This window comes from Pseudomonas fluorescens, from assembly GCF_000802965.1.
Taxonomy (GTDB): domain Bacteria; phylum Pseudomonadota; class Gammaproteobacteria; order Pseudomonadales; family Pseudomonadaceae; genus Aquipseudomonas; species Aquipseudomonas fluorescens_A.
Map to the genome: position 1 here is coordinate 67612 of NZ_JSAK01000036.1, position 22033 is coordinate 89644.

22 protein-coding genes and 1 pseudogene are annotated in these 22033 nt (G+C 59.1%); 5 read left to right on the plus strand and 18 right to left on the minus strand.

Annotation, left to right across the window (positions count from 1 at the left end; genetic code table 11):
• The first annotated feature begins 118 nt into the window (after positions 1–118).
• Both NL64_RS26610 and NL64_RS26615 read left to right on the plus strand, forming a co-directional pair.
• Positions 119–1309 (plus strand): osmoprotectant NAGGN system M42 family peptidase, encoded by a 1191-nt coding sequence (locus tag NL64_RS26610; RefSeq protein WP_034151045.1) that lies wholly within the window; start codon positions 119–121, stop codon positions 1307–1309.
• A 207-nt stretch (positions 1310–1516) separates the two neighbouring features.
• Complete coding sequence (locus NL64_RS26615; RefSeq protein WP_003199186.1) at positions 1517–1744, plus strand: YheU family protein; 228 nt, start codon at positions 1517–1519, stop codon at positions 1742–1744.
• Here NL64_RS26615 and csrA read toward each other — a convergent pair.
• From csrA to NL64_RS26630, 3 genes are all read right to left on the minus strand, one after another.
• Complete coding sequence (csrA, locus tag NL64_RS26620; protein WP_034151046.1) at positions 1733–1924, minus strand: carbon storage regulator CsrA; 192 nt, start codon at positions 1922–1924, stop codon at positions 1733–1735. The two genes, NL64_RS26615 and csrA, sit on opposite strands and share 12 nt — an antisense overlap.
• A gap of 153 nt (positions 1925–2077) precedes the next feature.
• Positions 2078–2410 (minus strand): YnfA family protein, encoded by a 333-nt coding sequence (locus NL64_RS26625; RefSeq protein WP_034151047.1) that lies wholly within the window; start codon positions 2408–2410, stop codon positions 2078–2080.
• 64 nt (positions 2411–2474) lie between these two features.
• Positions 2475–3290 carry an SDR family oxidoreductase gene (locus tag NL64_RS26630; protein WP_034151048.1) on the minus strand — a complete coding sequence of 272 codons (816 nt, stop codon included), beginning with the start codon at positions 3288–3290 and terminating at the stop codon, positions 2475–2477.
• A gap of 280 nt (positions 3291–3570) precedes the next feature.
• Between NL64_RS26630 and NL64_RS29880 the strand changes: the two genes are divergently transcribed.
• Positions 3571–3729: a DUF3309 family protein gene (locus NL64_RS29880; protein WP_170948722.1), complete on the plus strand. Its 159-nt coding sequence runs from the start codon at positions 3571–3573 to the stop codon at positions 3727–3729.
• 76 nt (positions 3730–3805) lie between these two features.
• Here NL64_RS29880 and NL64_RS26640 read toward each other — a convergent pair whose 3' ends face one another.
• The 10 genes from NL64_RS26640 to NL64_RS26685 form a co-directional block, all read right to left on the minus strand.
• Positions 3806–5905, minus strand: coding sequence for an LTA synthase family protein (locus tag NL64_RS26640; protein WP_034151049.1), 2100 nt, complete (start codon positions 5903–5905; stop codon positions 3806–3808).
• Between the two features lie 275 nt (positions 5906–6180).
• Positions 6181–6786, minus strand: a complete 606-nt coding sequence (locus NL64_RS26645; RefSeq protein ID WP_034151050.1) for an START domain-containing protein — start codon at positions 6784–6786, stop codon at positions 6181–6183.
• Between the two features lie 41 nt (positions 6787–6827).
• Positions 6828–7082 (minus strand): YkgJ family cysteine cluster protein, encoded by a 255-nt coding sequence (locus tag NL64_RS26650; RefSeq protein ID WP_034151051.1) that lies wholly within the window; start codon positions 7080–7082, stop codon positions 6828–6830.
• Between the two features lie 157 nt (positions 7083–7239).
• Positions 7240–7707 (minus strand): hypothetical protein, encoded by a 468-nt coding sequence (locus tag NL64_RS26655; protein ID WP_034151052.1) that lies wholly within the window; start codon positions 7705–7707, stop codon positions 7240–7242.
• Between the two features lie 99 nt (positions 7708–7806).
• Positions 7807–9246, minus strand: a complete 1440-nt coding sequence (locus tag NL64_RS26660) for a PLP-dependent aminotransferase family protein (protein WP_034151053.1) — start codon at positions 9244–9246, stop codon at positions 7807–7809.
• Positions 9247–9540: 294 nt separating this feature from the next.
• Entirely contained in the window at positions 9541–10353 is an 813-nt protein-coding gene (locus NL64_RS26665; protein ID WP_034151054.1) for an OmpA family protein, read from the minus strand.
• A complete protein-coding gene (locus NL64_RS26670; protein ID WP_034151055.1) occupies positions 10350–10706 on the minus strand; it encodes a DUF4398 domain-containing protein in 357 nt (118 codons plus the stop codon). Before NL64_RS26670 ends, NL64_RS26665 begins: the two co-directional genes overlap by 4 nt.
• A gap of 9 nt (positions 10707–10715) precedes the next feature.
• Positions 10716–11540 (minus strand): substrate-binding periplasmic protein, encoded by an 825-nt coding sequence (locus NL64_RS26675; RefSeq protein WP_034151056.1) that lies wholly within the window; start codon positions 11538–11540, stop codon positions 10716–10718.
• A 98-nt stretch (positions 11541–11638) separates the two neighbouring features.
• Entirely contained in the window at positions 11639–12568 is a 930-nt protein-coding gene (locus NL64_RS26680; protein WP_034151057.1) for an electron transfer flavoprotein subunit alpha/FixB family protein, read from the minus strand.
• Complete coding sequence (locus tag NL64_RS26685) at positions 12569–13318, minus strand: electron transfer flavoprotein subunit beta/FixA family protein (RefSeq protein WP_034151058.1); 750 nt, start codon at positions 13316–13318, stop codon at positions 12569–12571.
• A 548-nt stretch (positions 13319–13866) separates the two neighbouring features.
• Between NL64_RS26685 and NL64_RS26690 the strand changes: the two genes are divergently transcribed.
• Positions 13867–15531 (plus strand): electron transfer flavoprotein-ubiquinone oxidoreductase, encoded by a 1665-nt coding sequence (locus NL64_RS26690; protein ID WP_034151059.1) that lies wholly within the window; start codon positions 13867–13869, stop codon positions 15529–15531.
• Positions 15532–15723: 192 nt separating this feature from the next.
• Here NL64_RS26690 and NL64_RS26695 read toward each other — a convergent pair whose 3' ends face one another.
• Complete coding sequence (locus NL64_RS26695; RefSeq protein WP_034151060.1) at positions 15724–16614, minus strand: AraC family transcriptional regulator; 891 nt, start codon at positions 16612–16614, stop codon at positions 15724–15726.
• A gap of 191 nt (positions 16615–16805) precedes the next feature.
• On the opposite strand from NL64_RS26695, the gene NL64_RS26700 reads away from it, so the two are divergent.
• Complete coding sequence (locus tag NL64_RS26700; RefSeq protein WP_034151061.1) at positions 16806–17858, plus strand: NAD(P)-dependent alcohol dehydrogenase; 1053 nt, start codon at positions 16806–16808, stop codon at positions 17856–17858.
• Here NL64_RS26700 and NL64_RS26705 read toward each other — a convergent pair.
• The 4 genes and pseudogenes from NL64_RS26705 to NL64_RS26720 form a co-directional block, all read right to left on the minus strand.
• Positions 17855–18658, minus strand: coding sequence for an IclR family transcriptional regulator (locus NL64_RS26705; protein WP_034151062.1), 804 nt, complete (start codon positions 18656–18658; stop codon positions 17855–17857). The genes NL64_RS26700 and NL64_RS26705 overlap by 4 nt on opposite strands.
• 60 nt (positions 18659–18718) lie before the next feature.
• A pseudogene (locus NL64_RS26710) lies at positions 18719–20027 on the minus strand (MFS transporter).
• A 171-nt stretch (positions 20028–20198) separates the two neighbouring features.
• A complete protein-coding gene (gene dgoD / locus NL64_RS26715; protein ID WP_034151063.1) occupies positions 20199–21347 on the minus strand; it encodes a galactonate dehydratase in 1149 nt (382 codons plus the stop codon).
• A 48-nt stretch (positions 21348–21395) separates the two neighbouring features.
• A complete protein-coding gene (locus NL64_RS26720; protein ID WP_034151064.1) occupies positions 21396–22016 on the minus strand; it encodes a 2-dehydro-3-deoxy-6-phosphogalactonate aldolase in 621 nt (206 codons plus the stop codon).
• Positions 22017–22033: the final 17 nt, after the last annotated feature.

Sequence of the window (22033 nt, forward strand, 5' to 3'; positions counted from 1 at the left end):
TCCTACGGAGGATCAGCGGTCCAATGTAGGAGCGAGCCTGCTCGCGATGGCGGCTGAACAGACGACAACGATCTCACTCATCGAAACCATCGATGCTCTTCACTCATCAGGAGTTTCCATGACCCGCCAATACCCAGAACCGGACCTGACTTACCTGCAAAAAGTCCTACTGGAAATGCTCGCCATTCCCAGCCCTACCGGGTTCACCGACACCATCGTGCGTTACGTTGCCGAACGCCTCGAAGAATTGGGCATCCCCTTCGAAATGACCCGGCGCGGGACCATTCGCGCCACCCTCAAGGGCAAGAAGAACAGCCCGGACCGCGCCGTCTCCGCGCACCTCGACACCATCGGCGCCGCCGTGCGCGCGGTGAAAGATAACGGCCGACTGACCCTGGCGCCGGTGGGATGCTGGTCCAGCCGTTTTGCCGAGGGCAGCCGCGTCAGCCTGTTCACCGACAACGGCGTGATCCGTGGCAGCGTGTTGCCATTGATGGCCTCCGGGCACGCGTTCAATACCGCCGTGGATGAAATGCCGATCAGTTGGGATCACGTTGAATTGCGTCTGGATGCCTACTGCGCAACTCGCGCCGATTGCGATTCCCTGGGAATCAGCGTCGGCGATTTCGTCGCCTTCGACCCGCTGCCGGAGTTCACCGAAAGCGGCCACATCAGCGCCCGTCACCTCGACGACAAGGCCGGTGTCGCGGCGCTGCTGGCAGCGTTGAAAGCCATCGTCGACAGCGGTGAAGAATTGCTGATCGACTGCCATCCGCTGTTCACCATCACCGAGGAAACCGGTAGCGGCGCGGCAGCGGCACTGCCTTGGGATGTCAGCGAATTCGTCGGCATCGACATCGCACCGGTCGCCCCCGGCCAACACTCCAGCGAGCACGCCGTCAGCATTGCCATGCAAGACTCAGGCGGGCCGTATGACTATCACTTGTCGCGACATCTGTTGCGTCTGGCCAGTGATAACGAGTTGCCGGTACGTCGCGACCTGTTCCGTTATTACTTCAGCGACGCGCACTCGGCGGTCACCGCAGGTCATGACATCCGCACCGCCCTGCTCGCCTTCGGCTGCGACGCCACCCACGGCTACGAGCGTACCCACATCGACAGCCTCGCGGCCCTCAGTCGCCTGCTCGGCGCCTACATTCTCAGCCCTCCGGTATTCGCCAGCGATGCGCAACCGGCCAAAGGATCGCTGGACCGGTTCAGTCACCAGATCGAACACGAAACCCAGATGGAAAGCGATACGCGGGTGCCTTCGGTGGACAGCCTTGTAGGTCAGCGCAACGACAGCTGATCCTGAATTTTCATCGGCTGGTCTGACGCCATCGCGGGCAAGCCCGCTCCACAGGTTACCCGTCGATCAGGGATTTTGTGATCGGCGCAAAATCTGTGGGAGCGGGCTTGCCCGCGATGGCGTCAGATCAAACGACATAGAACCCAAAGGCTAGCCGCAACCAACCATTCGCCGTAGCATCGCGCCATTGATTGATTCGAGGTGCCTATGCTCATCCCCCACGACCAACTTGAAGTCGACACCCTGACCCGCCTGATCGAAGATTTCGTCACCCGTGACGGCACCGACAACGGTGATGACACGCCGCTGGAAACCCGTGTCCTGCGCGTGCGCCAGGCATTGACCAAGGGCCAGGCATTGATTGTCTTCGACCCGGAAAGCGAGCAATGCCAATTGATGCTCAAGCATGATGTGCCCAAGCATCTATTCGACTGATTTTTTCTGCCGGGCCAGTTTGCGCTGGATTCGCTCGTAGATCTCGGAGCGGTGCACATAGACGTTCTTCGGCGCTTCGACGCCAAAGCGCACGTTTCCTCCGTTGACGCCAACAACGCGGATTGAAATGTCGTCACCGATGGAGATCAATTCGCCCACAACGCGGCTGAGTACAAGCATGGCTTCTGTCCTTCAGGGATACCGGACCTTGAAGATGCCCGGCACACAACCGCCCTTCAAGACAGCAGCAACAATCCAGACCAGTCTGACAACCCAGAGGCATCACTGCTGACGGAAACGTCTGACAAGTCGGTCAAATGAAGGACCGATCCTTCAGGATGCGGAAAACCTCGGGCCGAACAGGATGACGCTCGCACCGATCACGCACAGGGCCACACCGATCCAGTCCGAACCCAGCGGTCGAATCCGCTCGACCACCGCCAGCCAGCCAATCGAGGCAATGATGTAGATGCCACCGTAGGCGGCATAGGCGCGACCGGCGTAGCTCGCTTCGACGCGGGTGAGCAACAGCGCAAACAGGGTCAGGCTGAGCAGTGCCGGCGCCACCCAGCAGACGCTTTTGCCCTGGCGCAGCCACATCCAGAAGGCGAAGCAACCGGCGATTTCAAACAGCGCGGCGAGGAAAAACCACAAGTAGTTGAGCATGCAAACGTCTCGCGAGGATGGCCAGTTGCGGCCACCCTAACGACGGTGTTGCGTGCGGGCAAGGTCAGCCTGCGGTTTGTTTGGCCTTGGCGCGCATTTTGTCGGCCATCAAGGTCATTTCGTTGTAGAGCAGTTGCGGGTTTTTCTGTTTCAGCGCCCAAGCCATGCGGCCCTGTTCGTGGGGCAGAATCATGAACTCGCCGGCAGCGACCTGCTGATAGATGTAGTCGGCGATGTCCGCTGCGCTGATTGGCGAACTCTCCAGCAACTTGCCGACCTGGGCTTTCATGGCCGGGGTCGGGCCGCGGAACGAGTCGAGCAGATTGGTCTGGAAGAACGACGGGCAAACCACGTGCACGCCCACTTCCTGTTGCGCCAGTTCGATCAGCAAGCTTTCGGACAACGCGACCACACCGGCCTTGGCCACGTTGTAGTTGCTCATGGCCGGGCCTTGCATCAGCGCGGCCATCGACGCGATGTTGATGATCTTGCCTTTGCTCTTTTCCAGCAACGGCAGGAAGGCCTTGCAGCCCTTGACCACGCCCATCAGGTTGATTGCGATCTGCCAGTCCCAGTCTTCCAGGGACAGTTCGCTGAAGAAACCGCCCGACGCCACGCCCGCGTTATTGACGATGACATCAATACCGCCAAGTTTCACTTCGCACGCCTGGGCGAACGCCGTCAGTTGGCTGTAGTCGCGCACATCGCAGCGCTGGATAAAACCGTCGCCGCCGGCTTCGCGTACCAGTTTCAGGGTTTCCTGCAGGCCGGGCTCGCTGACGTCCGACAAAGCCAGTTGCCAGCCTTCACGCGCCCAGCGCAGCGCGATTTCGCGACCCAGGCCAGAGCCCGCACCAGTGATCATCATGCGATTTTGCATAGCAAACAGCCTTGTTGTTCCGGGGAAGATGCGTCGAGTGTAGCGAAGGATATTGCCCGACCCACGCTCCATCAGATTGCTGAATGGGACGAGCAAACCCTGGAAGCGTCGCCCATAACTAATGCCAGTCGAAACGAAATAACGCTTTGTTCGAAAAACATTAAAAAAACTTGGAATTTTCTTCCTTGCGCGGCAGTCGGAAGTTTTAAGCAGCTCGAATTAATTGCATTCCCGCTGACCGATAAAGACTGGGTCATTCCTGAATTCTTACAGCAAGGAAATAGACATGGGCACAATTCTTCTCATCATTTTGATCCTGTTACTGATCGGTGGTTTACCGGTCTTCCCGCACTCCAGAAGTTGGGGTTATGGCCCGTCCGGTATTATCGGCGTGGTGTTGGTGGTGATACTGATTTTGTTGTTACTCGGCAAAATATGAAGACCCGAGCGTAAAAAAAGAGGCCCTTCGAGGGCCTCTTTTTTATTGCGTTGCTATTGGCTCGGTCTTGCCAGTTTTAGTCCGGCTTGCCATCGACCACACCGGCGGTGTTGTCGATCAGGCTCTTGGTCGCCGTTTGCAGGAACGATTCGAGCTTGGTTTTCAACTCGGCGGTGCGCGGTGCATCCGGAACGACCACGGCGCGAGGCGTAGCACCCAGTTCGTACTGGTACATCTTCGGCGCCATGTCCTTGTCCTTCGGCAATACCAGAATCTGGTCAGCCGTGATGATCGCCGTTGTCTGCTCGCTACCCGATGGCTTGATCACACCGAAACCGGTGTCACCTTCAGGCAAGTTGAGCAGATCGCGACCCCAGCACTGGTGGCGTACTTCACCACCGATCCGGCCCATGATGGTCGGAACGATGTCGACTTGAGTGCCGACGGTGTGGTCAAGCGTACCGAACTTCTCCTGAATGCCTGGAGCAATCATCAGCATCGGAACGTTGAAACGACCAAGGTCCATTTCGGTGATTTGACGCTCGTTGCCGAAGCCATGGTCGCCGACGATGACAAACAGGGTTTCCTTGAAGTACGGCTCCTTGCGCGCCTGTTCGAAGAACTGGCCCAGCGCCCAGTCCGAGTAACGCATGGCGGTCAAGTGCTCGTTCAAGCTGCCGCGATCGGTCACGCGCTCGACCGGCAATGGGCTCGGCAAGGCGTACGGTGTGTGGTTGGACAGGGTTTGCAGCAAGGCATAGAACGGTTTCTTGTCCTTGCCGTCGCGGGCTTTCAACTCTTCCAGACCACGGTTGAACATGTCCTGGTCGGACACGCCCCACGTGGGGTCGGAGAACACCGGATTAACGAAGTCGTTACGGCCGATGAAGTTGGTCATGCCCTGGTTGCTGAAGAAACCCGACTGGTTGTCCCAGGCGAAATCGCCGTTGTAGACGTACACGTCGTCGTAATCACGGGCGCTGAGCAACTGCGGCAGGCCAGACAGTTTGTGGCTGCCTTCCGGCGTCTGCATCAGGTATTCGAAACCCGGCAGGTTGGGGAAGCAGGCCATGGTCGCGAACATGCCCTGGTGGGTGTGGGTCCCGTTGGAGAAGAAGCGATCGAACAGCAGGCCTTCCTTCGACAGTTTGTCGAGGTACGGCGTGATGTTGCCCGGTGCGCCCAGAGCGCCCACCGAGTGACCGGCCATGCTTTCCATGAGGATCACAACGACATTCTTGATCGGCAGGGTCTTGTCCGCCGGCGGCATGTAGTCACGACGCACCGCGGCCGTTTCGCCATCGACCAGTTTGTCGTCCTTCATCACCAGCATGTCGCGCACGGTCTGTTGCGCCATCGGTTGTGGCAACGTGGCTTTCCAGATGTTGTCGCGGTCTTCGGACATCCGGCTCTTCGCCGCCGCCACCAGGGAAAGTGTGCCATTCAGGCCCAACTGGTTGGCGAAGTTGGAATCGGTGGTATAGACATCACCCCAACGCATTGGCGGGCCTTGACGCAAGGTGCCACGGGCGGCAACCACACAGATCAGCAGGCAGACCACGAACACCGCGGCGCGCGTGTACCACGGGGCCACTTGGCGGGTGCTGATGCTGCCACCGCTGAACGGACCGCGAGGACGGGTAGCCCGGTCGGCGCCCTTGAATGCCAGGCTCAGGAGCCAGGTGCCCACCGCCCATGCCAGCAGGTAGCGAACCACCGGGAAACCGTACCAGAGCATGCTCATCACGGTTTTCGGATCTTCCTTCACATACTGGAACACCAGGCCGTTGAGGCGCTGGTGGAACTCGCGATAGAAGTCCATCTCCATGAGGCCGAGGAACAGCGCAATGCTCGAGGCAATGGTCAGCCAGAAACGGAAGAACCCGCGCGCCGCCATGGCCCGGACACTGAACAGCGCCAGAATCAGCGGGACGCTCAGGTAAACCACCAGGCGCAGGTCGAAACGCAGACCGTTGGCGAATGCCTCGATGAACGTCGAAGCTGGTGTATCGAGGATCATTTCGCGGTTGTAGACCAGCAGCGCGACGCGCAGCACGGAAAACATCACCATCATGACCAGCGCACACAGCAGCGTGTAGGCCAGGTGCGATTTGACGGTCGGTTGCAGCAGGCGACTCGAAGGTCGCTGCTGAGTCAGGGCGTCCGGGATTGCCATGTCGTTTTAGGACCCATTGGAAGTTGAAGTTTCAAAAGTACAGCTGCGCCCTGCCCTCTGTTGGCCAGTACTTGGCCCCGGGGTTCGCGCGGTGCGCAAATGTTGCACGATCAACCGCAGCATTGCCATTGATAACTGTTCGTTGATGCAAGCGCGGGCGAATTGTCTTGGAGGCTTCGTGAAAATTTCGTGCAACGCATATCCGGAAACAAAATAAAGGCAAAAGATCGCAGCCTTCGGCAACTCCTACAGGGGCTGCGATCTTTTGATCTGCATTACTTCTCAGCGCGTTCTTTCAGGGCTTTCAACGTATTAAACGGGGCATCGACCACAAACTTGTTGGCAACCATCGATGGCACGCTGCCACCCGGCTCGGTATGTACCTGATAGGTCACTTCAACCTGATCGCCCTTGGGTACGAACTTCCAGAAACCGTCGACCTTGGCGACCCGGACAAAGCCTTTTTCTTCAGGAAGGTAATTCGGCACACCCTCGAGCTTGCGGGTCAGGCTGCCATCGGCGCCAACAGTCGTGGTGATGTGCACCACCGAGTCACGCGGCGTGACCGGCCATGGCGTATTGAACTGGGTGTAGGTCCAGCTCTGGTCGCCTTCGCGCTTGAGCAACTTCTGGGACTTGCACTCGTGAATCCAGGCGCAGGTGCCGACCACGTCTTCCTGTAATGCGCGCAGCTTGGCCACGGTGGTCTTCATCAGGGTGACGCCCTGATAGGCCTTGTAGTCGGAGCCGGGCACTTCACTCAGGGAAATCTTGATGCCGTCTTCATTTTTGGCGACTTTCCAGTCTTCGGCCTGGGCGACCGATGTAACCAATACAGCCGTCAAACCACACAGCACAGCAATACGATGCAGCGGACCCATAATGTTATTCCTTATTGTTGAAGTTCCGTTCGTTGAAAACATCACGCGGCCGTCATTTGCTCCCACCAGCCAATCAACCTGATGGCCTCTTCACTGCTGGTGCCGCACACCTCGACGTCAGCCTCGAACGCCGAGCAAACTGCCGGGCGTTCCGGTTTGCCGAAAATCGAGCACAGGTTTTCGGCAGACAATTGCAGGCAACGTTCGCCGGCGGCTTTGCCGTTGGGCATGCCGGGAATCGGTGAACTGATGGAAGGGGCTATGCAACAGGCGCCACAGCCTTCACGGCACTTCATGACGACGAGCTCCTCGCGACGGGCGATGTATTAAAGGACGGGGCACAGAGTAACCGCTAAAACAGTTGTTTTAAATTACCGGACCTCGGGTTTTTACCTGCAAGCGTGCGTGACCGGGCAGTCTCCGACAAAGCGTCTGGCTCGCGGCTGTCGGGATTTACCGCTTGAACTCGAATTCCAGCTCCGCACCTTCAACTTCTCGGCGCTCTTCGTTGCGCAGTTGCAACTGCATTTCGTTGTTGATCAGCCTTCCGTTGAGCTGGAACTGGCTGCTTTTGTCACCGAACATCTGCGGCAACACCGGTTCGCGCTTGGGCAATGGCACTGTGCCGACCGGTTTCAGTTCTTCGACCATGTCTTTGGGCAGACTCAAATCCAGGTTGGCTGAAGGTATTGGGGTTTTCACCACCTCACTGGCCGGTTTTGACTTGGAGGCAGTCGACGGACGCTTCTTCGCCACAGGGGCTTTCTGTTTTGCAGGTGCGGCGTTTTTGGCGGGAGCCGGTTTTTTCGAAGTTGCGTTTGCTGGCGGGTTTTCCTGAGCGGAAGCGGCCATCACGGATACCGGCTGAGCACTCAATAACAGGCAAATCATCAGCGAGGCGGCGGGAAAAATCGGTTTCATGGACCCAACGGCGCAAACAGCGCGAACGACAGAGGGGACATATGCTCGCCTGTTGTTGTCATCATGACAAGCACGGGCAGGAATAACCTGCCCGACCTGCTACAGACCGCCCGCCATTTCCTGGCAGAGCTGGGTGGCCAGCATGCCCAGGGTCATCAACGCACGCTCGGCTTCACGGTTCCACGGGATCCCGCAGTTCAGCCGGATACAGTGGTTGAATTGCTCGGTGTTACTGAAAATCAGCCCCGGCGCAATACTGATGCCTTGCTGCAATGCACGCACATGCAGCTCCTGGGTGTTGACCCGTCCAGGCAAACTCACCCACAAAATGAAACCGCCGGTAGGCCGAGTCATCTGGGTGCCTTCGGGGAAATACTGCTGCACCGCCAACTGGAAGGCGCTGAGGTTCTTGCGGTACTCCTGACGGATGTAGCGCAAATGTCGGTCGTAACCGCCGTTTTCCAGATAGGCGGCAATGCCCATTTGCGTAACGCTGCAGGCTGAATGGGTACTGAAGGTCTGCAAGCGCTGGATTTCCTGCTGATACTTGCCGGCAATCATCCAGCCGATCCGCACGCCCGGCGATAGAGTTTTGGAGAAACTCGAGCAATAGATCACCCGATCTAGCCGGTCATAAGCCTTGAGCGACTTGGTACGCCCCTGCTCGAACATCAGCTCACCGTAGATATCGTCCTCGACAATCTGGATATCGAAGTCCGACGCCAGGCGCAGCAATTGTTTCTGCCGCTCTTCGGGCATGGTGCCGCCCAATGGGTTGCTCAGACGAGTGGTCAGTACCAGTGCCTTGATCGACCACTGGTTGGCGGCCAGTTGCAGGGCTTCGAGGCTCATGCCGGTGGACGGATCGCTGGGGATTTCAATGACCTTCAGACCCAAGAGATCGGCCAATTGCAGAAGGCCGTAGTAGGTCGGCGACTCGGCAGCGATCAGATCGCCCGGCCGGGTCAGAACCCGCAAGGACATCTGCAAGGCATCGACGCAGCCATGGGTAATCACCACTTCCGAAGGATCGACCACCACGCCGGCATCGCGCATGCGGATCGCCACTTGCCGACGCAACGGTTCAAAACCGGGGCTGAACATGTAGCTGAATGCACGCGGGCTATGGAAACGGGTGACTTTGGCCAACTGCTGATGAAGCGCCCGCACCGGCAGATAATCGACACTCGGCACCGCCGCGCCTAACGGGAACACGCCTTCGCGGCGGGACTCGACCAATACCTGCTGGATGATGCTGCTGCGAGTGACCAGGCCCGGGCGCTCGACCCGGGCGATGTCCGGTGTTGGCGCGGTCAGGGCCGGTGTCTGGTGCACGTAGTAACCCGACTGCGGCCGGGCACGGATCAGCCCCTGATCCTCGAGGTTGGCGTACGCCTGCAATACCGTCGCATGGCTGACATTGAGCTGCGAGCTCATCTTGCGCACCGAAGGCACGCGCTCCCCTGGTTGATAGACACCACGGCGGATGTCTTCGGCCAGTTGTTGAGCAATACGTTGGTAGAGCAAGAGATTGGTCATGACGCAGCACTCGATTTCACGGGCATTTTATTCTTGTGTGAAACAATACCGGAACAGTTTAGAAGTGTACTGGGACAGTTGCCACAATAGTCGACAGTACAGTGCAGTGTCAGCAAGAACTGTACTGTTTTGAGAGATATTTGGCAGGCGTAAAAAAACCCGGCGCTGCATCGCAGGCCGGGTTTGTAGGACCGGCTTGCTGGCGATGCCATCGCTGCGGTTCATTTGAGAATCCACGTTGATGCCATCGCCAGCAAGCCGGCTCCTACGGAGTGCGTGGTTAGGTAGCGCCCACTATCGGGCGGCGCCCAACTGGCCTTTTTCGTCGGAGAACACAATTTCCACTCGACGGTTCTGGGCGCGGCCACGCTCGGAGGCGTTCGCGTCCACAGGGTATTCATCGCCGTAGCCTTCAACCTGGATGCGTTTGTCGTCGATGCCCAGGTCCATCAAGACGTCAGCCACCGATTGCGCACGGTCGCGCGACAGCTTGAGGTTGTCCTGCTTGCCGCCGGTGCTGTCGGTGTAGCCTTCGATCCGCACCACGCGCTTGGGGTTGAGCTGGAGGAATTGCACGATTTTCAGCACCACGCGATTGGCCGAGTTTTTCAACTCCGCTTCACCGGTATCGAACAGCACATCGCCGAGGGTCATGACCAAACCACGGTCAGTCTGGGTGGTGGCCAGCGCAACAATCTGCTCTTCGAGCAACTTGCCTTGCTGTTGCACGCTGAACAGTTTGGATTCACGCAAAGCTAGTTGCAGGCGTTGACGCTCCAGTTCGAGCTTCGCGGCGCGCTCTTCGTTGAGCGCCAGATTGGTGTGCTCGCGGGCGATTTCGCTGTAGCGCTGGCTCAAATAGGCGTATTGCACCACGTCCGAGCCACTGCCCCAATAGCTGGACAACCGATCGGCCCGGGCCAGGGACTCACCGGCTCGAATCACGTCCTTGGGCGCGATCCGCAATACGTTGGAGTCTTCCTTGACCTTCTGGAAGTCAGCACTCGCCTGTTGCAGAGCCGCTTCACTGTGCTGACCAGCGCAGCCATAGAGGCTCGCGCAACCGACCAGGATCAAACCGCCGAGGGCTTTGGTCTTGCGGCTCATTGGGCATCTCCCAGTTGCTTGCGCAGGCGGGTGATGCGGGTATTGAGCATGTCCAACTGCTCTTCGCTCTTGAGGGTCAGAACCTTGGCCTCAGCCAGACGCGCATCCAGTTCGGCCTGTTCAGCCCGCATGCGCGCATTCCTGAAAGATTGGTCGGCCATGCTGCCCTTGGCGCGGTTGAACTTGTCTTCGGCCAGTTTCATTTCCGGCACTTCGTCAGCGGTGGCGCCAACGGCCTTGGCTTGTTCGAGTGCCTGTTCGGTCAGGCGCATTTGTTCATTCGGCGCCGGATCGGCTGCACAACCCGCCAGAGCCAGAACGGCCAGGGCAGCGAAAAGAGGTCGAATACTCACTAAAAATCCCTACTGTTTTGGGGTACTGACAGGTTGCTTCTGCTGCGCGTTCCAACGCTCGATATTGCGTTGCAGTACAGCCTCCGTCAGTCCGGACGCGGGCAATTCTGTCATCTTTTTGGCCAACTGTCCGCGCAACCACGGATCGTTGCAGGCGGAGTTGTGGGAAACCGCCAGAAACAGTCCCGGTTGGTCGACCGGTTGAGCGCGGGCGATCAGATCCTTGGTCATGCCCAGAGTCTGCGCCATCGCCATGCCGGAGTAACGACCGGCCAGGACAAATTCCACCTCGCCCAAGAGCAATTTCTGAAAGGCCTGGGTAAGGTTTGGCGTGCGTGTGAGGGTCAATTGCTGTTCAGCGAAAGTGCCGAATTCCGGAGTCAATCGAGACTTTTCCGACAAAGCGCCGGAGTGACCGTGCAGGTCCTGTAGCTGGTTGTAGACCAGTGAAGAATCCTTGCGGGTCCAGACCAGGTAATCATTTTCCAGCAGTGGCGGATGAATGTAGTCCAGGGATTCGAGCTCAGCGACCGTCAGTGGCGCATCGGCCAACATGTCCATGCGTCCGCTACGCACTTCGTCCAGCGCCTGGGAGCGTTTGCCGGCGTAGAGCATTTCCACCTTGATGCCCAACTGCCCCGCTACCTGCTGCAACAAATCGGCACTGGCGCCAATCAGGTGCTTGGGGTCTTGCGGGTCTTGCCACAGGTACGGTGGCGCATCCGGGCTGCCGGTTACCACCAGGCGTTCGCACTTGCCCGCGGCGATCGACAGTGTCGAAAACACCGTCAGGCCCAGCAGCATTGACCAACCGAACACTCGCTGCACATCCATAGCAATACACTCCACTCAAGCCCCGTTATATCCCCTGTAGGAAAGGCAAAAAAAAACCCGACCATACGGTCGGGCTCTTTATAAGTGAAGCAGCAGGTTTAGACCAGCTTCTCCAGCTCAGGGATGGCTTCGAACAGGTCCGCCACCAGGCCGTAATCGGCCACCTGGAAGATCGGCGCTTCTTCGTCCTTGTTGATCGCAACGATCACTTTGGAGTCTTTCATGCCGGCCAGGTGCTGGATCGCGCCGGAGATACCGACGGCGATGTACAGCTGTGGAGCAACGATCTTGCCGGTCTGACCGACCTGCATGTCGTTCGGAACGAAACCTGCGTCGACCGCGGCGCGGGAAGCACCGACGGCAGCGCCCAGCTTGTCGGCCAGCGCGTACAGGTGTTTGAAGTTGTCGCCGTTCTGCATGCCGCGGCCGCCGGAAACGACGATCTTGGCAGCGGTCAGTTCCGGACGATCGGACTTGGCCAGTTCTTCGCCGACGAAGCTGGAGATGCCAGCGTCGTGAGCAGCGGCAACGGCTTCAACAGCGGCCGAACCACCGGTAGCGGCAACCGGGTCGAAACCGGTGGCACGCACGGTGATCACTTTCACTGCGGCGTTCGATTGCACGGTAGCGATGGCGTTACCGGCGTAGATCGGACGCTTGAAGGTGTCAGCGCTTTCTACCGAGATGATCTCGGAGATCTGGTCAACGTCCAGTGCAGCGGCAACGCGCGGCAGGATGTTTTTGCCGTTGGAAGTGGCGGCAGCCAGGATGTGGCTGTAGCCCTTGCCCAATTCAGCGACCAGAGGAGCAACGTTTTCCGGCAGCTGGTGCGCGTAAGCGGCATTGTCAGCGTTCAGGACTTTGCTCACGCCAGCAATTTTCGCAGCGGCTTCAGCCACGGCGCCAGCGCCATGGCCGGCAACCAGAACGTGGATGTCACCACCGATTTTAGCGGCGGCAGCGACGGTGTTCAGCGTGGCCGGGGCCAGCACTTTGTTGTCGTGTTCAGCAATAACCAAGATAGTCATTTAGATTACCTTCGCTTCGTTTTTCAGTTTCTCGACCAGTTCAGCCACCGACTTGACCTTGATACCCGCGCTGCGTGCAGCAGGCGCTTCGACTTTCACGGTTTTGTTGGTGGAGGCGGTGGAAACGCCCAAAGCGTCCGGAGTCAGCACTTCGAGAGGCTTCTTCTTAGCTTTCATGATGTTTGGCAGAGACGCGTAGCGCGGCTCGTTCAAACGCAGGTCGGTGGTGACGATGGCCGGCAGCTTCAGGGAAACTGTCTGCGCGCCGCCGTCGATTTCGCGAGTCACAGCAACGCTGTCGCCGCTGATTTCGACTTTCGAAGCGAACGTGCCCTGACCATAACCGCTCAATGCAGCGAGCATCTGGCCAGTCTGGTTGTTGTCGCTGTCGATGGCTTGTTTGCCAAGGATCACCAGCTGAGGCTGTTCCTTGTCGACAACAGCTTTCAACAGTTTGGCCACGGCCAGGGAAGTCAGATCTTCGGCGGATTCGACGAGGATGGCGCGGTCGGCACCCAGAGCCAGCGCGGTGCGCAGTTGCTCTTGAGCGGTAGTCGGGCCCACGGAGACGACGACGATTTCAGTCGCAACGCCTTTCTCTTTCAGGCGTACGGCTTCTTCCACTGCGATCTCGCAGAACGGGTTCATCGACATCTTGACGTTGGCAAGATCGACGCCGGAATTGTCCGCCTTGACGCGGACCTTGACGTTGTAATCCACAACGCGTTTGACAGCTACAAGAACCTTCATGGATTCCTCGTTACTCTCCGGTGAAAAGAAAGTCGCCTAGGCGAACCTGGCGGTTGATGCTCATCGGGCGCAAGGGCACCTCTAAAAACGCCGGCATTCGTGTCAAGTGACCATCGCTCACGATGCTGATGACCGTTCGTCAGTGGTGACTGACGAGTCATTCAACATCGCGGCGTGTAAACTGCGCATCAAACCCGCGCAGCGCATCACTCTCTACTGCCATCGCCCTGTCTTTAGAGGTGCTCTTGAAACCAACAGTCAGCCTACGGCGAGCGCAAAACCGCCCGTATCTTGACCGGAACGCCTATTCCGGTCAATACGCCAAAATGGCCGTTCATAAGGCGCGTGACTTTGATTTCTCTGGCCTTGAGCCAATTCAAACAAACGTTTGTATTGGACGCTGAGAGTGGTGTAGATATAATGCGCCACCCAAAGAGAAAGGTGGTCACTCGATTGTCCTCTCCCGACCTTACGCCGGGATTCAAGGATGCGACACCTAACCTCCAAAATTAGAAAAAAACTGTTGAGCCTTGAGTAGGAGATAGCCTGTGGAACGCGAATACATGGAATTCGACGTGGTCATCGTCGGTGCCGGCCCCGCTGGTCTTTCCGCTGCCTGCCGCTTGAAGCAGAAGGCTGCTGAAGCCGGTAAGGAAATCAGCGTCTGCGTGGTCGAAAAAGGCTCCGAAGTCGGTGCTCACATTCTGTCCGGTGCCGTGTTCGAACCACGCGCGCTGAACGAACTGTTCCCGGACTGGAAGGAACTCGGCGCACCGCTGAACACGCCAGTCACGCGCGATGACATCTTCGTGCTGAAAAACGCCGAAAGCGCGCAAAAAATTCCTGACTTCTTTGTGCCCAAGACCATGCACAACGAAGGCAACTACATCATCTCCCTGGGCAACCTGTGCCGCTGGCTGGCCCAGCGGGCCGAGAACCTGGGCGTGGAAATCTACCCGGGCTTCGCCGCTCAGGAAGCGCTGTTCGACGAAAACGGCATCGTTCGCGGGATCATCACCGGCGATCTGGGCGTTGACCGCGAAGGTCACCCGAAAGAAGGCCTGTACACCCCAGGCATGGAACTGCGCGGCAAATACACGCTGTTCGCCGAAGGTTGCCGTGGCCACATCGGCAAGCAACTGATCAAGCGTTTCAACCTGGACACTGAAGCTGATGCCCAGCACTACGGCATCGGCCTGAAAGAAATCTGGGAAGTCGACCCGGCCAAGCACCAGCCAGGCCTGGTAGTCCACACCGCCGGTTGGCCGATGGACATCATGGGCACCGAGAACACCGGTGGCTCGTTCCTCTATCACCTGGAAAACAATCAGGTTGTAGTGGGCCTGATCGTCGATCTGTCCTACAGCAACACTTACCTGTCGCCGTTCGACGAGTTCCAGCGCCTCAAGCATCACCCGGTGCTCAAGCAGTACCTGGAAGGCGGCAAGCGCATCAGCTACGGCGCCCGCGCCATCTGCAAGGGCGGCCTGAACTCGCTGCCGAAAATGGTCTTCAAGGGCGGCGCGCTGATCGGTTGCGACCTCGGCACCCTGAACTTCGCCAAGATCAAGGGCAGCCATACCGCGATGAAATCCGGCATGCTGGCCGCTGAGTCCGTGGCTGACGCGCTGTTCGCCGACAAGGATGGCACGGAAGAGCTGACCTCTTATGTCGACGCCTTCAAGAACAGCTGGCTCCACGAAGAACTGTTCGCCAGCCGCAACTTCGGCCCGGCGATCCACAAGTTCGGCGCGATCGTTGGTGGTGGTTTCAACTGGCTCGACCAGAACATCTTCGGCGGCAAACTGCCGTTCACTCTGCACGACACCAAGCCGGATTACGCTTGCCTGAAACTGGCGGCCGACTGCAAGAAGATCGACTACCCGAAACCGGACGGCAAGATCAGCTTCGACAAACTCAGCTCAGTGTTCATCTCTGGTACTAACCATGAAGAAGAGCAGCCGTGCCACCTGAAGCTGACCGACCCGAGCATCCCGATCAGCAAGAACTTGCCGCTGTACGATGAGCCTGCCCAGCGTTACTGCCCGGCAGGCGTATATGAAGTGATCACCAAGGAAGACGGCGAGAAGCGCTTCCAGATCAACGCGCAGAACTGCGTTCACTGCAAGACCTGCGACATCAAGGATCCTGCACAGAACATCACCTGGGTGACGCCGGAAGGCGCTGGCGGCCCGACTTACCCGAACATGTAAGCCGAACCGCACACATCAAGGCTCCCGAATGGGGGCCTTTTTGTTGCCCGGGATTCAGAGCATCACACACCACCCCTGTAGGAGCGAGCCTGCTCGCGATGGACGTTAACGATGGCGCGGGGATCCTGGATTCAAGCGGTGCATTTGAGACCATCGCGAGCAGGCTCGCTCCTACAGGGGGTTATCAATAACTCAAGCCGCGCGTTCTTCTCCGGGATTACGCTCGAAGTAGCGCTTGTACTCGCGACTGAATTGCGACGTGCTTTGATACCCCACCCGATGCGCCACCTGCGCCACGCCCATGCCCTCCCCCACCAACAACTGCTGCGCCCTGAGCAAACGCAAACGCTTCAGATACTGCACCGGCGACAGCAACGTACTGCGCTTGAAATGCTCGTGGAAGGTCGACGCACTCATGTTCGCGCAACCGGCCAGGGTCTCGACATTCAAGGGTTCGGTGTAATGCGCATGCAGATGGCTAAGCGATGCCGCGATCCGGGCGAATTGACCCTGCTGCTCAACCAGTGCCCGCAACACATCGGCCTGGGGCCCGCGCAAGGCGACGAACAACAATTCACGCAATCGCGCTTGCCCCATGATCTGGCATTCCAGCGGATCGTGCAGGCAACGCAGCAGCCGTTCGACACAACCACGCATGGCATCGTCGAGCACAGCCGAGGTCATGGACTCCGGCGTTTGTGCCGGAATATGCCGTCCCGGCGCCAACCCCATCGCCATCACCAACTCGCCCAGCATCACCCGGTCGATAGCCACGGAAACACCCAACATCGGCCCGTCCGGTGCGGCAAAAGTTTCACACTCGAACGGCACAGGCAGTGCCTGAATCAGATAGTGCCCGGCGCCATATTCGAGGGTGCGTGGCCCGAGATACGCCAGTTTGCTGCCTTGGGCGATGATCACCAGGCTCGGCTCATAAATCTGTGGTCCACGGGCCACATCACAACTGGCACGTAAAACCTGTACGCCCGGCAATGCAGTCGGGACGAAACCGTCGCGGGTCGACAAAGGCTCGATCAGCGATACCAGCATGGCATTGGCATCAAGGTGACGGGTCAACAGCATCGGCGTTCTTCACAAAAAAAGTTACGGAAAAAGGGACGAAAGCATCATCGCAGATCCGCCGGCCAATACGACGACTGACACCTGCATGCCGGAGGATTAGGCATGACACCCGGAGGAATCGCCATGGCCGGTACAGGGTCCGACGCCCAGAATGCGCCGCCTCACCTGTTAACGCTTTTGCGAGGTTCACCATGTACACCGCCATCGGATACGCCACCCAGTCGGCCACCACTCCCCTCGCCCCCGTGAAATTCGAACGTCGCAGCCCACGGCCCGACGACGTGGCCATCGATATTCTCTACTGCGGCGTCTGCCATTCCGACATCCATCAGGCCCGTAACGAGTGGGGCATCGCCGTCTATCCGCTGATGCCCGGCCACGAAATCGTCGGAAAAGTTACCGCCGTGGGTGCGAATGTCACCCAGCACAAAGTCGGCGATCTGGTTGGCGTCGGCTGCATGGTCGATTCCTGCCGTAGCTGCGAAGCGTGCCAGGCCAACCTCGAGCAATACTGCCTCGAAGGCCCGACCATGACTTACGCCACCCCGAACCGCGTGGATGGCAGCAACACCATGGGCGGCTACTCCGACAGCATCGTGGTCAGCGAACACTTTGTGGTGCGCATCCCGGAAAAACTCGACCTGGCCAGCGCCGCACCGATCCTGTGTGCCGGCATCACCACCTACTCGCCGCTCAAGCACTACGGCGTCAAGGCGGGCGACAAGGTCGGGATTCTCGGCATGGGTGGCCTCGGCCATATGGGCATCAAGTTCGCCAAGGCGATGGGCGCTGAAGTGACGCTGTTCACCCGATCGGCAAGCAAGGCTGAAGAAGCTCGCCGCCAAGGTGCGGACCACGTCATCGTCTCCACCGATGCCGAACAGATGAAGGCAGCCGCGGGCCATTTCGACTTCCTGCTCGACACCATTCCGGTGCAGCACGACCTCAATCCGTACCTCGATACGCTGCGCTTCGACGGCGTGCACATTCTGGTGGGTTTGATCGAGCCGGTGGACCCGCCGGTACACGCTGGCAAACTGGTGATGAGCCGCCGCGTACTCGCCGGTTCGTTGATCGGTGGCATCGCCGAAACCCAGGAAGTGCTGGATTTCTGCGCCGAGCACAACATCACCTGCGACATCGAAATGCTCGACATCCGACAGATCAACGAAGCTTACGCGCGCATGATTGCCGGTGACGTGAAGTACCGCTTCGTCATCGACATGGCCACGCTCAAGCGCTAAACCTTAGCGCCGAGTTCTGCCGAGAGCCGGGCTGTGACCCCTTTGATCAGGGGGATCAGCTCGGCCATTTTTTCCAGCGGCATGTACGGCACGGTGCTGGCGATGCTGATGCCAGCGACGATGCGTTTGCTGGCATCGCGAATCGGCGCTGCCACGCAGCGGATCGACGGTTCGTTGTCCTCCAGATCGAAAGCGTAACCGCCAGCGACGTACTCGATCATGCGCTGTTGGAATTGCTCCCAGGATTGTTCCGGGTGCTGCGGCCAAAACAGGTTTTTCCCACCCGCTGGCAGGCTGACTTCGTACAGCCGTTGCCATTCTTGCGGCGTGTCATCGAGCATCAGCGCCTTGCCGATCCCGGTACGCGCCAACGGCATGCGATGGCCGACCCGCGAACGCATTTCCGGGCCATTGCGCCCCGGATTCTTGTGCAGGTACAGCACCTCGTCGCCTTCACGGATCGCCAGATGAATGGTGTCGCCGGTCAACGCCGACAACTCATCCAGGTACGGCCCGGCCAGGGTCACCAACGGCAATTCCTCGCGCGCCTGAAATCCCAACTCGATCAGCTTCGGCCCCAACAGATAACCGACTTGCGGCACCACCCGCAGATAACGCTCGTCCACCAGGCAACTGGCCAGGCGATGGGTGGTGCTGCGCGTGGTGCCGATCAACCGGGCGATTTCCTTGAGATCGCGGGCACCGCTGGCCACAGCCTGAACCACACCCAAACCGCGAAGCAGAGTCTGAGTACCGGTCGGTGCGGCGTCCTTGGCGTTTTTTGGGGCATCTTCCTGCATATCCAGCCTTTACCGTTGAGCGAGTGAACGGGCGGCATTATGGTCGCCCGCGTGCCACGACTACAACTTGATACGCTCGACCTTGCCGACCAGCAAGATGTAGGAAAGAGCACCAATCAACGCCAGAACCGAGATGTAGGTAATTGCCGGGGCAAACGAATCACCGCTGGCGAGGAAACCGATGACGATGGGCGTGGCGATGGCCGACAGGTTGCCGATGAATGAACACGCCACCGGTCAATCCCAGCAACCGCGCCGGTGCGAGGGTGGAAACCAGCGACCAGGTGATCGAAGCCAGGCCGTTACCGAAGAACGCCAACGCGAGGAAGGCAATCACCAGCGGCGTTGACTCGACGAAGTTGGCGCCGATGATCGAAGTGGAAATCAGCAAGCCGCTGATGATTGGCAACTTGCGGGCGAACCCTACGCTGTAGCCGCGACGGATCAGGAAGTCCGAGAAGAACCCGGAACACAGCACACCGACGAACGCCGCGAGAAATGGCAGCGACGCCAGCAGGCCGGACTTGATGAAGTCCATGCCGCGATATTTCACCAGATAGGTCGGGAACCACGTCAGGAAAAACCACAGCGTCGAGTTGAGGCAGAACTGGCCGAGGTAGATGCCCCAGAGTTTGCGCTTGGTCAGGACAATCCCCAGATCGGTCCAGCTGAATTTAGCTTTGACCTTGGCTTGTTCGGCCTGGATATCCACCAGCCCGCCGCCCTCGCGGATCAAATCAATTTCTGCGTCATTGGCGCCTTTGAAATCACGCGGTTCGCGATACACCGCGTACCAGATCACCGCCCAGAGAATACCCACCGCGCCGGTTGCGACGAACACCATGTGCCAGCCGAATTCGTGCTGAAGCCAGGCCAACACCGGCGTCAGGAACGCCAGGCCGACGAATTGCCCCGATGTGTAGAAACCGATGGCCGTGGCGCGCTCGCGTTCCGGGAACCAGGTGGTGACCACGCGGCTGTTGATCGGATACGCCGGTGCTTCCAGGGCACCAACCGCCATACGCAGGACGAACAGCGCAATGAAGCTGCCGGCGAAGCCAAGCATCACCGTGGCAATCGACCACAGCAGCAGCGCAACGGTGTAGAGGATACGCGGTGGCACCCGGTCCACCAGCCAGCCGCCGGGGATCTGCATGGCGGCATAGGTCCAGCCGAACGCGGAGAAAATCAGGCCGACGTGGATCGGGTCGATGCCCAGGTCGCTGGTCAGTGCCGGCGCGGCAATCGACAGGTTGCTGCGGTCCAGGTAGTTGATCACCACGGTGATGAACAGCAGCACCATGATGAAAAAACGCTTGCGGCTGGGCGCCGCCAACGACGCCTGCCCGGTGAGGGTTTGCGGTTGCATGGGGAGTGCCTCTTTTTATGTTTATTGAGGTCGTTCTTAGACTGGCGCTATCCCTGTAGGAGCCGGCTTGCTGGCGATGGCGGAGTGTCAGGCAACATCAATGCTGGATGATGCGCCGCTATCGCCAGCAAGCCGGCTCCTACAAGGATATTGCGGTGTGTCAGGTGGCACTCACCACTCGGCAAAGCTGCCATCGGCATGACGCCAGATCGGGTTGCGCCAGCGGTGGCCGACGGCGGCGCGTTCGATCACGTATTCCTCGTTGATCTCGATCCCTAGGCCCGGGCCGTTCGGGATTTTCACGAAGCCTTTGTCGTAGTCGAACACCCGTGGATCCTTGACGTAATCCAGCAGGTCGTTGCTCTCGTTGTAATGGATACCCAGGCTCTGCTCCTGGATGAACGCGTTGTAGCAAACCGCGTCCAGTTGCAGGCACGCCGCCAGCGCGATCGGGCCCAGCGGGCAATGCAGCGCCAGCGCCACGTCGTAGGCTTCGGCCATGTTGGCGATCTTGCGGGTTTCGGTGATGCCGCCAGCGTGGGACGCATCTGGCTGGATGATGTCGACGTAGCCTTCGCTGAGCACACGCTTGAAATCCCAGCGCGAGAACAGCCGCTCACCAAGGGCGATCGGCGTGCTGGTCAGCGGTGCCAGTTCTTTCAGCGCTTCGTAGTTTTCGCTGAGCACCGGCTCTTCGATGAACATCAGTTTGTACGGGTCGAGTTCCTTCATCAGCACCTTGGCCATTGGCTTGTGCACTCGGCCATGGAAGTCGACACCGATGCCAACGTTCGGGCCGACCGCGTCCCGCACGGCGGCGACGTTGGCCAGGGCCAGGTCGACTTTTTCAAAGCTGTCGAGGAATTGCAGCTCTTCGGTGCCGTTCATTTTCACTGCAGTGAAACCACGGCTGACCGCTTCTTTCGCTGCCCGCGCGGTGTCCGCCGGACGGTCGCCGCCAATCCACGAATACACGCGAATCTTGTCGCGCACCTGACCACCGAGCAAGTCGCTGACCGACACACCGAGCGCCTTGCCCTTGATGTCCCACAACGCCTGGTCGATACCGGCCAGGGCGCTCATGTGGATTGCGCCGCCACGGTAGAAGCCGCCGCGGTACAACACGGTCCAGATGTCTTCGATGTTGCGTGGGTCTTTGCCGATCAGGTAGTCGGACAATTCCTCAACGGCAGCAGCAACGGTGTGGGCACGACCTTCGACCACGGGCTCGCCCCAACCGGTGACGCCATCGTCGGTTTCGACCTTGAGGAAGCACCAGCGCGGCGGAACGATGAAGGTGGTCAGTTTGGTGATTTTCATCTGATTGTCTCTCTTGTTAGATGCAGCGCTCGCAGCGCCAAAAAAGTCTTAGCGAAGGGATTTCCAGGCAGCGACATAGGCCTTGGCATTGGCCGCCACTTGCTCCGGGGTCATGCCCGGTTTGAACAGACCGGAACCAAGGCCGAAACCTTTGACGCCGGCGTCGATAAACACCTGCATGTTGTCCGGAGTGATCCCGCCGACCGGCGCCAGAATCGTTCCCGCCGGCAGCACCGCGAGCCAGGCTTTGACGACCGCCGGCCCCATCTGCTCCGCCGGGAACATCTTCAGCACATCCGCGCCTTCGGCCAGTGCCGCGAAGGCCTCGGTCGGCGTAGCGACACCCGGCGACAGGAACAGGCCGGCAGCCTTCGCCGCTCGTAGCACCTTGGGATCGCTGTGGGGCATGACGATCACCTGACCACCCGCGGCTTTCACCTGTTCCACCTGCTCCGGCGTCAGCACCGTGCCCGCGCCGATCAGGCAATCGGCGGGCAAGCTACTGCGCAGGATGCGGATACTTTCGTACGGCTCAGGGGAATTGAGCGGCACTTCGATGACGCGAAATCCGGCGGCGTACAGGACTTCTCCGATAGCCGCTGCTTCTTGTGGACGCAGGCCGCGCAGGATCGCGATCAGACCGTTTTGCGCCAGTGCTTGTTTAAGCATGTCAGGACTCCAGTCAG

Bases quoted from the DNA above. Each gene is read 5' to 3' on its own strand.
- NL64_RS26610 (WP_034151045.1), top strand. From the start codon at position 119: ATGACCCGCCAATACCCAGAACCGGACCTGACTTACCTGCAAAAAGTC.
- NL64_RS26615 (WP_003199186.1), top strand. From the start codon at position 1,517: ATGCTCATCCCCCACGACCAACTTGAAGTCGACACCCTGACCCGCCTG.
- csrA (WP_034151046.1), bottom strand. From the start codon at position 1,924: ATGCTTGTACTCAGCCGCGTTGTGGGCGAATTGATCTCCATCGGTGAC.
- NL64_RS26625 (WP_034151047.1), bottom strand. From the start codon at position 2,410: ATGCTCAACTACTTGTGGTTTTTCCTCGCCGCGCTGTTTGAAATCGCC.
- NL64_RS26630 (WP_034151048.1), bottom strand. From the start codon at position 3,290: ATGCAAAATCGCATGATGATCACTGGTGCGGGCTCTGGCCTGGGTCGC.
- NL64_RS26640 (WP_034151049.1), bottom strand. From the start codon at position 5,905: ATGGCAATCCCGGACGCCCTGACTCAGCAGCGACCTTCGAGTCGCCTG.
- NL64_RS26645 (WP_034151050.1), bottom strand. From the start codon at position 6,786: ATGGGTCCGCTGCATCGTATTGCTGTGCTGTGTGGTTTGACGGCTGTA.
- NL64_RS26650 (WP_034151051.1), bottom strand. From the start codon at position 7,082: ATGAAGTGCCGTGAAGGCTGTGGCGCCTGTTGCATAGCCCCTTCCATC.
- NL64_RS26655 (WP_034151052.1), bottom strand. From the start codon at position 7,707: ATGAAACCGATTTTTCCCGCCGCCTCGCTGATGATTTGCCTGTTATTG.
- NL64_RS26660 (WP_034151053.1), bottom strand. From the start codon at position 9,246: ATGACCAATCTCTTGCTCTACCAACGTATTGCTCAACAACTGGCCGAA.
- NL64_RS26665 (WP_034151054.1), bottom strand. From the start codon at position 10,353: ATGAGCCGCAAGACCAAAGCCCTCGGCGGTTTGATCCTGGTCGGTTGC.
- NL64_RS26675 (WP_034151056.1), bottom strand. From the start codon at position 11,540: ATGGATGTGCAGCGAGTGTTCGGTTGGTCAATGCTGCTGGGCCTGACG.
- NL64_RS26680 (WP_034151057.1), bottom strand. From the start codon at position 12,568: ATGACTATCTTGGTTATTGCTGAACACGACAACAAAGTGCTGGCCCCG.
- NL64_RS26685 (WP_034151058.1), bottom strand. From the start codon at position 13,318: ATGAAGGTTCTTGTAGCTGTCAAACGCGTTGTGGATTACAACGTCAAG.
- NL64_RS26695 (WP_034151060.1), bottom strand. From the start codon at position 16,614: ATGCTGTTGACCCGTCACCTTGATGCCAATGCCATGCTGGTATCGCTG.
- NL64_RS26700 (WP_034151061.1), top strand. From the start codon at position 16,806: ATGTACACCGCCATCGGATACGCCACCCAGTCGGCCACCACTCCCCTC.
- NL64_RS26705 (WP_034151062.1), bottom strand. From the start codon at position 18,658: ATGCAGGAAGATGCCCCAAAAAACGCCAAGGACGCCGCACCGACCGGT.
- dgoD (WP_034151063.1), bottom strand. From the start codon at position 21,347: ATGAAAATCACCAAACTGACCACCTTCATCGTTCCGCCGCGCTGGTGC.
- NL64_RS26720 (WP_034151064.1), bottom strand. From the start codon at position 22,016: ATGCTTAAACAAGCACTGGCGCAAAACGGTCTGATCGCGATCCTGCGC.